General features: G+C 55.5%; 11 protein-coding genes. 6 read left to right on the top strand and 5 right to left on the bottom strand.

Annotated elements, in window-relative coordinates:
• Window positions 1-44 precede the first annotated feature (44 nt).
• On the bottom strand, window positions 45-1,355 hold the full coding sequence (locus LAC81_RS26735; RefSeq protein ID WP_223730142.1) for an ABC transporter substrate-binding protein: 1,311 nt from the start codon (window positions 1,353-1,355) through the stop codon (window positions 45-47).
• Window positions 1,356-1,928: 573 nt separating this feature from the next.
• Window positions 1,929-2,879, bottom strand: a complete 951-nt coding sequence (locus LAC81_RS26730; protein ID WP_223730141.1) for a LysR family transcriptional regulator — start codon at window positions 2,877-2,879, stop codon at window positions 1,929-1,931.
• A gap of 89 nt (window positions 2,880-2,968) precedes the next feature.
• Here LAC81_RS26730 and LAC81_RS26725 point away from each other — a divergent pair, with 89 nt between their 5' ends.
• The 4 genes from LAC81_RS26725 to LAC81_RS26710 all read left to right on the top strand — a co-directional run bounded on the left by LAC81_RS26725 (window position 2,969) and on the right by LAC81_RS26710 (window position 7,744).
• Window positions 2,969-3,838: a dioxygenase gene (locus LAC81_RS26725; protein ID WP_223730140.1), complete on the top strand. Its 870-nt coding sequence runs from the start codon at window positions 2,969-2,971 to the stop codon at window positions 3,836-3,838.
• A complete protein-coding gene (locus tag LAC81_RS26720) occupies window positions 3,838-4,896 on the top strand; it encodes a maleylacetate reductase (RefSeq protein WP_223730139.1) in 1,059 nt (352 codons plus the stop codon). The genes LAC81_RS26725 and LAC81_RS26720 overlap by 1 nt, the downstream gene beginning before the upstream one ends.
• Window positions 4,897-5,099: 203 nt before the next feature.
• Entirely contained in the window at window positions 5,100-6,854 is a 1,755-nt protein-coding gene (locus LAC81_RS26715; RefSeq protein ID WP_223730138.1) for an FAD-dependent oxidoreductase, read from the top strand.
• 8 nt (window positions 6,855-6,862) lie between these two features.
• On the top strand, window positions 6,863-7,744 hold the full coding sequence (locus tag LAC81_RS26710) for an intradiol ring-cleavage dioxygenase (protein ID WP_223730137.1): 882 nt from the start codon (window positions 6,863-6,865) through the stop codon (window positions 7,742-7,744).
• A 106-nt stretch (window positions 7,745-7,850) separates the two neighbouring features.
• Here LAC81_RS26710 and LAC81_RS26705 read toward each other — a convergent pair whose 3' ends face one another.
• Both LAC81_RS26705 and LAC81_RS26700 read right to left on the bottom strand, forming a co-directional pair.
• Entirely contained in the window at window positions 7,851-8,744 is an 894-nt protein-coding gene (locus tag LAC81_RS26705) for an enoyl-CoA hydratase/isomerase family protein (RefSeq protein ID WP_223730136.1), read from the bottom strand.
• Between the two features lie 10 nt (window positions 8,745-8,754).
• Window positions 8,755-9,558, bottom strand: a complete 804-nt coding sequence (locus LAC81_RS26700; RefSeq protein ID WP_273700251.1) for an alpha/beta fold hydrolase — start codon at window positions 9,556-9,558, stop codon at window positions 8,755-8,757.
• 162 nt (window positions 9,559-9,720) lie between these two features.
• On the opposite strand from LAC81_RS26700, the gene LAC81_RS26695 reads away from it, so the two are divergent.
• Together LAC81_RS26695 and LAC81_RS26690 are read left to right on the top strand one after the other, a co-directional pair.
• Window positions 9,721-10,910, top strand: a protein-coding gene (locus LAC81_RS26695; protein ID WP_223725348.1) for an IS3 family transposase whose coding sequence is annotated in 2 segments (ribosomal slippage) — window positions 9,721-9,973 and window positions 9,973-10,910 — 1,191 coding nt in all. Because the reading frame shifts where the segments join, the coding sequence is not laid out codon by codon here.
• Between the two features lie 74 nt (window positions 10,911-10,984).
• On the top strand, window positions 10,985-11,587 hold the full coding sequence (locus LAC81_RS26690; protein WP_223730135.1) for a TetR family transcriptional regulator: 603 nt from the start codon (window positions 10,985-10,987) through the stop codon (window positions 11,585-11,587).
• A gap of 15 nt (window positions 11,588-11,602) precedes the next feature.
• Here LAC81_RS26690 and LAC81_RS26685 read toward each other — a convergent pair whose 3' ends face one another.
• Complete coding sequence (locus LAC81_RS26685) at window positions 11,603-13,063, bottom strand: aspartate ammonia-lyase (RefSeq protein WP_223730134.1); 1,461 nt, start codon at window positions 13,061-13,063, stop codon at window positions 11,603-11,605.

Raw genomic sequence — 13,063 nt, 5'->3', positions numbered from 1 at the left:
CGCGTAACCCTTGCCCTCCGACCGAAATGATCGGCACTACGAGCTCAGCACTTCGCGCCGGGCATTCCCTTTTCAAGCCACTCCGATGCGGTCATCCCATCTGGCGGATTGACACACATCGCGGGAAAGACTTCGACGTCGGTGACTTTCGGTTGAGATGAAGCCCTGTCAAAGGTGTAGACGCCAACCGGAACATCCTGGACAGCTTGATGCCCGCCACCGATAGCCATTTTGATTGTTCCACCCGCTGCGTCATACTCCATGTACCGGAATGCGTTGGCGAGCGCCTCGACTGGCGGCTTTCCCTCCACGTTAGCCCCGGAAGCTTTCTCCCAAGCTGCCTTCACGCCAAGGATGCTCTGGAACATCTGGTATGCGGGGAAATTGGGCCGCACATTGTATTTCTCGTAGTAGGCCTGTTGAAACCAGTTACTTAGCTGATTGTCTGGAGCAAGATTCCCGTTTGCTCCTCTCGCACCTATGATCGTTCCATCCGGCATATTTTCAGGGTGGCCCGGGAGCATCTGCTCGCCAACAGTGAACACAAAGGGGCTTCTGAGTGGCAGCCCTCTGGCGGCACCCTGCATCGCCAACGTTTCGAGGTCACTGCCCCAGAAACTGGATTGGACAACGGTTGATCCGCTTGAAAGCAATGCGGAGATCTCTGCGCCGTAGTCACCCGCAAACAGCTTAGTGTATAGCTCTTTGCCAACAGCGGCTTGAGGGAGCAAGGTTTTCATCGCGAGATTGAAGTCACGCCAGTTTTCTTGGCCCCAAGAATAATTGTTGTTAATACCGGAGTAGACCTTCATCTCCGGGAAACGCTTGGCAAGGTAGCGAGCGGCCGCGACGTTATCCGATGTGGTGTGGGGTGCAGTCGCAAAGCTATATTTGTAGCTGTGCCCAGCGAACAAAGACGATGTTCCACAACCGTAGAGAACGGTAAGAGTGTTCAATTCGTCCGCGATCGGAGCCACCGCGTGGCAGTTCGCAGACGAAAAATATCCCAGGACAACGTCCACCTCGTCGCGCTGAACAAGGTTTCTGTATTCCGTAACGACTGATGCAAGGTTTCCTGACTCGTCGATGTATTTCGCGTCGATTACCGCCCCATTCAGGCCGACTTTGTTATAGGGGGCGGGCAAAGTCCCCGCATTCAACGCCTCGACGACCAATTCGGCAGCATTCCGACTGGGCTCACCCACTGAGGCCGCGCCCGGCCCACTCAAGAAAAGCGGGAAACCGATTTTGACGGCGTCTTGCGCCGAAGCGCTACCGAGAGAGCACCAAAGAAAAGCACCACCAACCAACAGTTTATAGGCTGGCCCTGCGAATGAGATGAAACCTGACTTCATGTTCCTAAATCCCTCCCAAGATTCTCGATTATCGGAATATGTTATCGATTATTGAAAACTATAAAGCTGTTCCGTCAATGTCAAGGGAAGTCACATTCGCGGATTGAAATAGAGCGCGCCTAGCTAGAGAGTTGTTGAACCCCGGAGCGAGGTGTTTTCGAATGGTGCCCATCGTTTCCATCAGGCGAAGTCAGCAATTGGCCCGGCGGACCGCGCAGGCGATGGAACTCGCGTAGCAACGCTCGCCGCTGGAGCGTCAGGGGTACCTTCTGAGGGCAGGGAGACGTAGCAAGTAGTTCAGCCGCTATGTGACTCTTGCACTAATCCGCATCCAAAAGCCCCGCGCGTGACGAAGCTTTTGGTGACGTTCCTTATACTCAGCTCGCAAAGTCGTTACGGAGTAGATAGAAACGGCATTCGGAATGTAAGCGAACGCATCAATCTCTACCGAATGTCCACTGCGACTCGTAGATGTTGAGACCGAAGCTCCAAAAAACGTTGGTCGCGCAGGATCCGAATCCTCCGCGATCCACTCTGTTCAATCTATGGATTTGTTGACGAACGGCACAGCGATCAATGACCCCAAACAACTGACTGCTCGTGTCGCTTGATCAAGGTCTTCAGGTTTCCGAATGCAACTTCGACATACTGAGCAAACTGATCGACCGCTGGCATGTGTAGTGCATCACCTCTGCTGAGCAAACCAAGGGCTCGTTCCGGGTGAGGTATCGAGACCGGGAGTGCTGAAACTGATCTGTCGTTCCTAAGTGCAAACACTACGCTGTGCGGCATTATAGCCAGCGCCTCGGAACCTCGAAGATAATGAGCGATGCTCATCAACGAACCGCCAGAGTAACGAATTTTGATGTCCGTCCCGCCGATAGACAGCAGCATACTCCGGAAATCGACCAGCAGAGGGCTCCCCGGCGGAGGGGATATCCAGGGATACTCCAGCATATGGGATGGCTCGAGATGCCGCTTCAACAGAAGCGGATGTGTGACGCTACAAGCAACTACATTCCGCCCCGGCATTATCGGGCGAAAGACTAGTCCAGACCCCTCACCCAGCAAGTCAAATGGACAGATTGCAAGGTCGATCTGATCCGCGTTTAACGCAGCCCGCAGATCGGAAAAGTAGCCGTACGTGAGGTCCACTCGTACATCTGGATGATTATTCTGAAATTCAGCTATCATCGGTGCAATAAGAGCATCCATAAAGAACGGCGTCCCGCCTACTCTCACGACACCGCTCTTCCCGATCCGAAAGCTCTCAATCGTGTCCGAGGCCTTGCGAGCGGCATTCAGGATCGCTTGACCATGCTCAGCCAGCGCTCTGCCGAGCGGTGTGGGCTGCAATGGTCTCTTCGACCGGACGAACAATGGTTCTCCGACCCGCTTTTCTAACAGTGAAAGGGTTCGAGAAACTCCTGGCTGTGCAAGACCCAGCAAGGCAGCACCTTCGGTAACGCCTCCGGCCTGAACAACAGCAGCGAGCTGCATAAGATGTCTCTCGTCGATCTTCATAACATAAAGCCATATAGTTTCTGAATAAAATGATCAATGCTGCCGAGATCCCGCCTTAGAGTGGCATGAAGTTGATCCCGGAGAAGCGAATGGTGTCAGGCCGTAATATGTCCCCGTTCACCGAAACCACCGCTTCCGCGGTGTTCGCTAGCCGGTTGCCGTTGAGTACACAGGACCGGTTACCGCTGCTGGTGGCGGCTGTCGCCAAGAGTGCACATGATCTAATAAGAGACTTCAGACCCACGAGGGCTGAATGGGCGAAGGCTATTGAATTCCTGACAGAAGTGGGCCACGCCGCTGACGAGCGCAGGCAAGAATGGGTGCTGCTTGCCGACCTGATTGGCGCTTCCGCCCTTGTAGAAGAGATTAATTCGCGACGCCCCAAAACGGCGACTCCAAACACAATCCGCGGACCGTTTTTCCGGACCGATGCACCACAACGAGCGATCGGCAGTGAAATTTCGCTCGATCGCATCGGAGACCCGCTTTGTGTCTCGCTTCGCGTTGTTGACCTCGACGGACAGCCAATTCCGTCCGCAATAATTATAACCTGGCAGGCGAACTCTCAAGGCTTCTACGAGAACCAGCAACCCGATCTGCAACCCGAGCACAATTTGCGAGGCAAGTTTTGCACGGATGGGGATGGTCGCATCAATTACCGAACAATTATGCCTCGGGGTTACCTTGTACCTCGTGACGGCCCGGCAGGACGGCTGTTGGCTGAAGCTGGATGCTCGCTGTTTCGGCCTGCACATATTCAATTCGTTGTAAGCGCCGAGGGGTTCGAGACTATTACCACACACATTTACGACAAGGATGATCCCAAACTTCATCTGGATGCACTGTTCGGCGTCAAACCCGAGCTAATTCGGGACTTTCGACCTAAGAGTGGTGACTGCAAATCGAAGCAACTCGACTTCACTTTCGTAATGGTACGCAAAAAGCCGGAGACTTTGTAATGAGCCTTTCATTCACCTACACCGGGAACCCGGCACATATTGTTTTTGGCGACGGCGCCGCAGCGAAGGTCGCAGACTGGGTCAAGCGCATCCAGTGCCAGCGAGCCTTAGTTTTGTCCACGCCCCACCAACGCGGTGACGCCCAATCGTTGGGAAGCGCTCTCGGAGAACTTGCCGTTGGACTGTTTTCAGGCGCTGTAATGCATACCCCCATCGACGTCACGGAAATGGCCCTGAAGGCGGTGACCGAAACGAATGCCGACTGCGTGGTATCTCTCGGCGGTGGCTCGACAACTGGCCTCGGCAAAGCAATTGCGTACCGCACAGGTTTGCCGCATATCGTTATTCCCACCACATACGCTGGATCTGAAGTGACACCAATCCTTGGTCAAACCGAAGCGGGGCGCAAAAGGACTGTAAAAGATCCCAAAATCCTGCCTCAGGTCGTGATATATGATCCATCACTCACCACCGGATTGCCAGTCGGGCTGTCAATGAGCTCCGGCCTTAACGCGATGGCGCACGCCGTCGAGGCTCTTTATGCGCAGGACCGCAATCCGATCTCAACGCTTATGGCAACAGAAGGCTTGCGGGCTTTTCGGTTCGGTCTTCCCGCAGTTATCGCAGACCCGTCCGACCTGACAGCACGAGCGAACGCTCTTTATGGCGCCTGGCTGTGCGGCACCGTACTGGGGACGGTGGGCATGGCGCTTCATCACAAGATTTGCCACACTCTCGGGGGTTCGTTCGACACGCCGCACGCGGAAACACACGCGATTATGCTACCGCACACCGCGGCATTCAACGCCGTCGCTGTACCAGAACTCCTTCAGCCTGTGGCCGAGATCTTTGGCAACTCGGTTGGTGGTGGTCTTTGGGACTTCGCAAAATCAATCGGTGCCCCATTGGCTCTTCGCGATCTTGGGCTGACAGAGTCAGATCTGGACAAAACTAGCCAGATTGCAATTGAGAATCCGTATTGGAATCCACGACCAATCGAGCGCTCCTCGATCCGAGAATTGCTGCAGCGAGCGTGGGATGGAGTTCGTCCCGAATAGCAAGGCGGACCACGTTCGCCGGAGAAGTAGACGGTCAATTCCTGGTTCCGGCTCAACACCGTCCAATAGCTGACGGCGGTGGGTCCACGGTTCGGGCTGCCTACCCGCGAAGCCACTTGCCCGTACTCGCGGTTCACTTCACGTGCGCTGCGGTTCGGGATCATGAATCGCCACCGGAAAACTACTTCATCAAGGAGGAGCAAATGCCTGATATCACAACAGATGTACTGATTGTCGGAACCGGCCCTGCCGGATCGGCCACTGCCGCCTTGTTGTCAACTTATGGCATCCGAAACCTTCTGATAAACCGCTATCACTGGCTTGCGAACACGCCCCGCGCACATATCACCAACCAACGTACAATGGAGGTGTTGCGGGATCTAGGAAGGGACGTCGAGAAGGAAGCCTACCTCTTCGCCACTGAACAGGATCTCATGGGCGAGAACGTATTCTGCACTTCCATCACGGGTGAAGAGATAGGCCGCATCAAAAGCTGGGGAACTCATCCAATTTCCCGCGCCGAGCACCAACTTGCCTCTCCCACCGAGATGAACGATCTCCCTCAAACCTATATGGAACCTCTACTCTTCAAGACGGCATGCGCGCGTGGCACGAACGCTCGAATGTCGACCGAATATGTTAGACACGAGCAAGATGGAGATGGCGTCACCACCACTTGCTTTGATAGATTGACGGGAAAAGAACTCACAGTTCGCTCAAAGTTCCTGGTGGGCGCGGATGGCGGCAATTCAAAAGTTGCGGAACACGCAAACCTCCCCTTCGAAGGAAAAATGGGTGTCGGAGGCTCCATCAACATACTCTTTGAGGCCGACCTTTCGCGTCACGTCGCGCATCGTCCTTCAGTGCTGTACTGGGTGTTGCAGCCGGGCGCTGACGTTGGAGGTATCGGCATGGGCCTCGTCCGCGTCGTAAGACCGTGGCACGAATGGCTGATCGTTTGGGGTTATGACATCAATGAGCCTGCTCCAGAGATCACAGACGACTTTGCGGTCAAGATTGTGCGAGACCTCATAGGCGACCAAGGGCTGCAACCGAAAATCAAATCTGTTTCGACTTGGACGGTCAACAACCAGTACGCGACACGGATGTCAAATGGACGCGTCTTCTGCATGGGCGATGCAACGCATAGGCATCCGCCATCGAATGGGCTCGGTTCCAACACCTCAATCCAAGATGCCTTCAACCTGGCTTGGAAGTTAGCAATGGTAATCAAGAACCAAGCCGACATCGGTTTGCTTGACAGCTACACCGAAGAACGAGCGCCAGTTGCCAAGCAAATTGTCAAACGAGCCAACAAGTCGATCGAGGAGTTTAGCCCCATATTCAAGGCTCTTGGCCTGCTCGATTCTATCGATCCTGTAAAAATGCAGGAGAACATGGATGCGCGTTGCAATGACACCCCTCACGCGGCTACCCAGCGATCAGAGATCCGGAACGCGATCGCGCATAAGGTCTACGAGTTCGGAGCGCATGGGGTCGAAATGAACCAACGCTACCGATCAAAAGCGATTGTAACCGACGGGCAGCCTGAACCTGTTTTCTCCCGCGATCCAGAATTGCATTATCAAGCTACATCATGGCCGGGCGCGCGGTTGCCACACGTCTGGCTATTCAATATCCGTGGCGAGAAGGCGTCAACTCTCGATCTATGCGGAAATGGCGTGTTCACGATCTTCACCGGTCTTGGTGGCGATAGCTGGATGGCCTCCGCGGAAACAGTGGCGGCCGAACTTGGTATTCAGATCGCTGTCCATAAAATTGGCCCTCGCCAAGAATGGCAGGACCTTACCGGAGATTGGTCGCGATCGAGCGAGATTCGGGATTCCGGCGCAATTGTGGTGCGACCGGACCACCATGTCGCGTGGCGTAGTGAAGCGGCAATCCCGCACCCAGAAGTTCAGCTTATGCGAGTTTTCAAAACGATCCTTAACAAGTGAGCATTCTAATGATTACGCAAGAGAACGGGTTCTTCACCGAAGAAGATTCAGTCGAGGTCGTCACCAGCCGAAACAGCAACGCGAAAAGCGAACGGTTGAAGCAAGCTATGGATGTTGTAATCCGTAAGCTGCACGAGGCTGTAAAGGAAATCGAGCCTAGTCAGGAAGAATGGATGGAGGCCATTCAGTTTCTTACGCAGACCGGCGCAACCTGCAATGACTGGCGACAGGAATTCATTCTTCTTTCTGACGTTCTTGGCGTATCGATGTTGGTGGATGCAATCAACAATCGAAAGCCATCGGGTGCGTCAGAGAGTACGGTTCTCGGTCCATTCCACGTAGCTGAGGCGCCAGAGTTGCCCATGGGCTCAAACATCTGCCTCGACCAAAAGGGTGAGGACATGTTTATCCAAGGGTTGATCCTCGATACTTCCGGTCAACCTATCGCCGATGCAGTAATCGACGTTTGGCAGGCCAATGACGAAGGCTTTTACGACGTCCAACAGAAAGGGATTCAGCCGGATTTTAATTTGCGAGGGGTATTTCGAACCGGAAAGGATGGACGCTACTGGTTTCGTGCAGTGAAGCCCAAATACTATCCAATTCCAGACGACGGGCCCGTCGGTCAGCTTTTGAGCGACCTGGGAAGACACCCCTATCGACCGGCTCACCTGCATTACATCATCAAGGCCGTTGGGTTCGAAACTCTAACCACCCATATTTTCGATCCCAAGGACCCTTATATAAACTCCGACGCCGTATTTGGAGTAAAGAGGAGCTTGCTTGCGGAATTTGTGAAGGTAGATGATCGGACGCGTTCGGTGGCATATGGCTTTGAAGGAGACTTCTGGGAAGTAGTGCATGACTTCGTGCTGGCGGAAGAGCGTTGACCGTCGGCGCGGTGGCAGCGGACATCGAGTGAGAAATGGCTTCCCCCGACGACGGTCGTAACCGATAGTAGACGGCAAGTTCCCGGCCCTTCAGAGCCGGGAGCATTCACTCGGCCCAACGATCAGGATCATAAACAACGGGTAGGTCAAACTCACGAGTGGCCAGGTTTCCGTCGGCGCGGCCTCGGGCTACCCTAGCGATCTCCCGTGCCCTCTCGGTATTTGCAAGGCCGAGGATTGCACCGAAGCTTTCAGCGTAGTCACCGATCGGTGGCGTCGGAGAGCGTTGATCGATCATCTGCTTGGTTTTCGCGATTGATACTGGATTGAATGAGGCGACGCGGCGCGCAAGGCGGTCGACATAGGCGTCGAGCTCAGCGTCCGGAATAGCACGATTGATCCAGCCGTACAGTTCCGCTGTCTTCGCATCGAAGTCTTCAGCGCCGAGTATGATTTCGAGTGCGCGGGCACGCCCGACATGCCTCGGTAGCCACTCGAGCCCGCCGCCTCCGGGGAGGAGCCCGAAGCCGACTTCAATTTGGCATAGCAGGGTGTTTTCGATGCTGGCGAAGCGCAGATCTGCCGAAATCGCCAGCTCGCTGCCAATGCCCCGAGCGCGGCCCCGAAGCTTTGCGATAGTCAGCGCGGGGGTCGATGACAGCCACTCCGCGAATTTCGGCCAGTTCTCGACGACGTTGGCAGCCCCGGGAATGTCAGGGATGATCGCAAGCTCGCTGAAGTCAACATGAGCTATGAAGAAGTCCGGATTGGCCGATTCGATGATCACTACTCGGACGTCATTGGCTGGATCGTCGACATATTGCTGCAGCAGCCTGAACCCGGCGAACACGGTAGGCGTGAAAAGATTGAACGGCGGATTGTCAATAACCGCACGCGCCACCCCAGGCCACGGGTTAGTCACGCGCACCGCTTGCGACTCCGTGAGGGAGGGTTGCCGACCAATCGTTGTCTCAGCGCTCTCGATTGATTTTGAGGTCATAACTGGCTCCTTATTTGCTATTTCTCGTGAATGCGGCGATATAGTCCGCACTTTCTTGCGGATACTGCTGATGCGGACCGTGCCCTGTTTCCGGGAAGGTCACGACCCGAAGCGTCGGTAGTTGCCCAGCTAAAGCGGACCAGTTCTCCACCGGAAAGATAATGTCGTGGTCACCACCAATATGAATGACCGGGATCTTTGTGGTCTTGAGAGCTCCCAACACTGCATCGGCCGGGAACATCGGATTGCGCGGCGCATCTCCTAATTGCGTACCGGCCCATTCCACTGGAATTGTCGGCGAAAGGTCAGTTGTCCGCTCTGCGATCCGTCGCTGGGACTGCTCTGCGGCCAGCCGGCTTGCAGCCGACCTTGGCTCGAAGAACAAGGCAACAATATCTTCTAGATCGTTTTCTCGCTTTGCCAGTTCATAGAACAGGGCTTCACCACTCTTAACGAGTTGCCCGGGTGGCGTACTCCCAATCAGCACCAAGTGACTGACGCGTTGCGGTGAAGTCGCAAACAAGATTTGCGCAGCAATCCCGCCTAATGACCAGCCACCAACGACGGCTTTCTCGATGTTCAGGGCCGTGAGCAGATCGCCCGCGTCCCGAGCGAGTGAAGCCGGATCATAGGTGCGATTTCCGGTGGAAGCGCCGAGCCCGCTATAGTCGAAGACGATAACCCGGAACCCGTTGCTGGCAAGACCATCGAGGAATGCAGGATCCCATGAATCCATGGTACCCCGGAACCGCACGCAGAGCAGTAAGGGTGTACCTGAACCAAAATCTCGATAAGCCAGGCGGCGATCTAACACCTCTACGTATTGGGTCGGAGCTGTTCTTGCTGCTGACACTTCATTTCCTTTCTCCCGTCGGCACGGGGCATGGTGATAGTTTACATGATGGCTATCATGTGACCTGCCACGGGTAATTTCCTCCAGATTGGATTAGAGTCCGGCCTGATTAAGGACGGACGCATGAAGAAGCAGAGATTTACGGAAGAGCAGATTATTGCGGTGCTGAAGGAGCAGGAGGCTGGCGCGAAGGTGGCTGAGCTCTGCCGCAAGCACGGGATTTCGGAAGCGACCTTTTATAACTGGAAAGCCAAATACGGCGGTATGGAGGTCTCCGAGGCGAAGCGTCTCAAGGCGCTCGAGGAGGAGAATGCTAAGCTGAAGAAGCTGTTGGCCGAGCAGATGCTGGACGCTGCCGCGCTCCGCGAGCTTCTGGCAAAAAAATGGTAGGGCCTGCCGCCAAGCGCGAAGCCGTCGCGCATCTGAAGACCGTGATGGGTCTTTCGGAACGGCGGGCCTGCCAGATCATATCCGCTGATCGGAAGATGGTGCGCTATCGGTCCTGCCGGCCGCCGGAGGTCGAACTGCGGGCAAGACTGCGCGACCTCGCCAACGAGCGACGGCGTTTCGGCTATCGGCGGCTGTTCGTCCTGCTCAAGCGAGACGGAGAGCCGTCCGGCGTCAATCGCATCTACCGGCTCTACCGCGAGGAAGGGCTGTCGGTCCGCAAGCGGAAAGCCAGACGGCGTGCCGTCGGCACGCGTGCGCCGATCCTGGTCGAAGCGAAGGCCAATGCCCGCTGGTCGCTGGATTTCGTCCACGACCAGTTTGCCTGCGGAAGGAGGTTTCGCGTGCTCAACATCGTCGATGACGTGACGCGCGAATGCCTGGCGGCAATCCCCGACACATCGATCTCCGGGCGTCGGGTCGCCCGCGAACTGACGGCGCTTATCGAACGGCGCGGCAAGCCCGGCATGATCGTCTCCGACCATGGCACGGAGTTCACGTCGAACGCGATCCTCGCCTGGTCAAAGGAGCACAAGGTCGAATGGCACTACATCGCGCCGGGAAAGCCGATGCAGAACGGCTACGTCGAATCCTTCAACGGCCGCATGCGCGACGAACTGCTGAACGAGAGCCTGTTCTTCGGTCTCGGCCACGCTCGCAGCGCCATTTCCGAATGGGCGGAGGATTACAACAATTTCCGGCCACACTCATCGCTCGGATATCAGACCCCGGCCAACTATGCCGGGACCATCGCCGCAACCGGCTCCAACGCTGCGCAAGATGAAGGCTACGCGTTTCCGCCGGTTGCTCCCACCGCGCCAAATGGCGTATCGAAAACCGCCGGGGCTCTAATCGCCGCTGGATGAAAGTTCAGTGGCAGGTCACATGTATTATAAATGTCACTCGACATATAACGAGTCAACTGAACAGCGGAGATAAAATGCGGGTTAGTCGGCAGCAGGCGGAAAAAAACCGAGAACACGTAATCGATGTCGCAAGCCGCTTATTTCGTGAACGGGGTTTTGACGGAATCGGGCTGTCCGACCTTATGAATGCGGCAGGACTTACGCGGGGAGCCTTTTATGGGCAGTTTCGATCCAAAGCTGACCTTGAGGTGAGATCGAGCGAAAGAGCTATCAATGAAAACCTCTATAAGCTTCGCCAGGCGGTTTCTGCCGATGCCGCGCGCCCTCTACTGGCCCTAGTGACCTACTACCTATCGACGACACACCGCGACGCGACAGCGGGCGGGTGCGCGCTGGCTGCTCTTGGCCCGGATGCTGCGCGAGAAGGCCAACACGTGCGCTCTGTCTTCACCTGTGGAATTGAGGCGCACCTGGAATTGTTCCGAGACGTTTTAGGTGCATCGGCGAAGCCGTCGGGCTTCGACGATGCCGTGGGGGTCCTTGCAACCCTGGTTGGCGCAATTGTGCTGGCGCGAACGATCAACGATGACGCCCTTTCAAGAGAGGTTCTCGCGGCAGCCACACGGACTCTCGTTACGCATTATTCTTCAGAGCTTGGATCGGACACGAATGCATAGTCTTGATCGAATACCTCAGATGCGTTCCGCACCAGTCATCTCGCCATGACCGCTCGACGCATTCCGAAGGTCGCCGCTTCGACCCGGTTCAGCTAACGATTGCGGCTCAAGCACACAATTAAGCTGCTCTCTGCTAAGAAGCCCCTGCTCGGACACCAGGTCAAACACACTTCGTCCCGTCCGGTGTGCCTCCATCGCAACCGACGTCGCATTCGCGTATCCGATGTACGGGTTGAGCGCCGTGGCGAGACCTATGGAATTTTCAACGGCCTGCCTGAGTTGATGGCGGTTCGCAGTGATCCCTTTCACACAATTCAGTTCTAATGTGCGACACGCGGCTTCCATATGATCGAGACTATTGAACAGACTGTATGCCATTACTGGCTCAAAAGCGTTGAGTTGGAGTTGTCCCGCCTCGGCAGCAAACGAAATCGTTACATCATTGCCAATCACTGCAAAAGCAACTTGATTGACGACTTCGGGGATCACCGGATTGATCTTGCCGGGCATGATAGATGACCCGGCCTGCCGTGGAGGGAGCGTTATTTCGTTCAGACCGGCACGAGGACCGCTTGAGAGGAGCCGAAGGTCGTTGCAAATCTTCGATATCTTGACCGCAGTTTTTTTCAAGGCTCCGGACAGCTCAACGAATGAGCCGCAGTCTTGCGTTGCCGCCACGAGATTAGGTGCGGTGAGAAGTTCAATGCCTGTAAGCGCGATAAGCTTTTCGCGAACGAGGCTAGCATAGCCGGCCGGAGCATTTATCCCTGTTCCGATAGCTGTTCCGCCCAGATTAATCTCGCAGAGATGATTGGCGGCTTGCTGAAGCCGCAAGCGATCCTCTTCAATCATATGTGCATGAGCGCCGAACTCTTGGCCCAGAGTCATCGGCACTGCATCCTGAAGCTGTGTTCTCCCGATCTTAACAACATCGGAAAACTCACCTGCTTTTTCTAAAAATGCTCGAGCTAAAGACGCAAGAGTTTCACCCAATCGTCGCGCTGCGAACCACGCCGCAATCTTCAGAGCAGTTGGGTAAACATCGTTCGTGCTCTGGCTCATGTTGACGTGCTCGTTGGGGTGAATGACGTCGTATTCACCTCGACTTCTGTTCATGAGTTCTAACGCGCGGTTGGCGATAACCTCATTGGCATTCATGTTCGTCGAAGTGCCCGCGCCACCTTGAATCAGGTCCACAACGAACTGGTCGTGCAGTTTACCTGAGCGGATTTCGCTGCAGGCCATGCATATTGCCCGCATTCTTACCTCATCCAGCCTGCCAAGTTCTCGATTGGCGAGCGCGGCGGCTTCCTTGATTGTGGCGAGTGCGACGACAAGATCCGGCAACGAAGCGATGGTTCTCCCCGTGATTGGGAAGTTCTCCATCGCGCGCAGTGTGTGAATGCCGTAGGAGGCAGACGACGGTACGTCTCGCCAGCCAAGAAGATCATGTTCTTGGCGCGTCACATTTGACAT

This window comes from Ensifer adhaerens (assembly GCF_020035535.1).
Lineage (GTDB): Bacteria > Pseudomonadota > Alphaproteobacteria > Rhizobiales > Rhizobiaceae > Ensifer.
Note: the sequence above shows the minus strand (reverse complement) of the source record. Positions and strands in the feature narration are given on the sequence as shown.

Coding starts and splice junctions, on each gene's coding strand:
- LAC81_RS26735 (WP_223730142.1), bottom strand. CDS start 1,355: ATGAAGTCAGGTTTCATCTCATTCGCAGGGCCAGCCTATAAACTGTTG.
- LAC81_RS26730 (WP_223730141.1), bottom strand. CDS start 2,879: ATGAAGATCGACGAGAGACATCTTATGCAGCTCGCTGCTGTTGTTCAG.
- LAC81_RS26725 (WP_223730140.1), top strand. CDS start 2,969: ATGGTGTCAGGCCGTAATATGTCCCCGTTCACCGAAACCACCGCTTCC.
- LAC81_RS26720 (WP_223730139.1), top strand. CDS start 3,838: ATGAGCCTTTCATTCACCTACACCGGGAACCCGGCACATATTGTTTTT.
- LAC81_RS26715 (WP_223730138.1), top strand. CDS start 5,100: ATGCCTGATATCACAACAGATGTACTGATTGTCGGAACCGGCCCTGCC.
- LAC81_RS26710 (WP_223730137.1), top strand. CDS start 6,863: ATGATTACGCAAGAGAACGGGTTCTTCACCGAAGAAGATTCAGTCGAG.
- LAC81_RS26705 (WP_223730136.1), bottom strand. CDS start 8,744: ATGACCTCAAAATCAATCGAGAGCGCTGAGACAACGATTGGTCGGCAA.
- LAC81_RS26690 (WP_223730135.1), top strand. CDS start 10,985: ATGCGGGTTAGTCGGCAGCAGGCGGAAAAAAACCGAGAACACGTAATC.
- LAC81_RS26685 (WP_223730134.1), bottom strand. CDS start 13,063: ATGTCAAATGTGACGCGCCAAGAACATGATCTTCTTGGCTGGCGAGAC.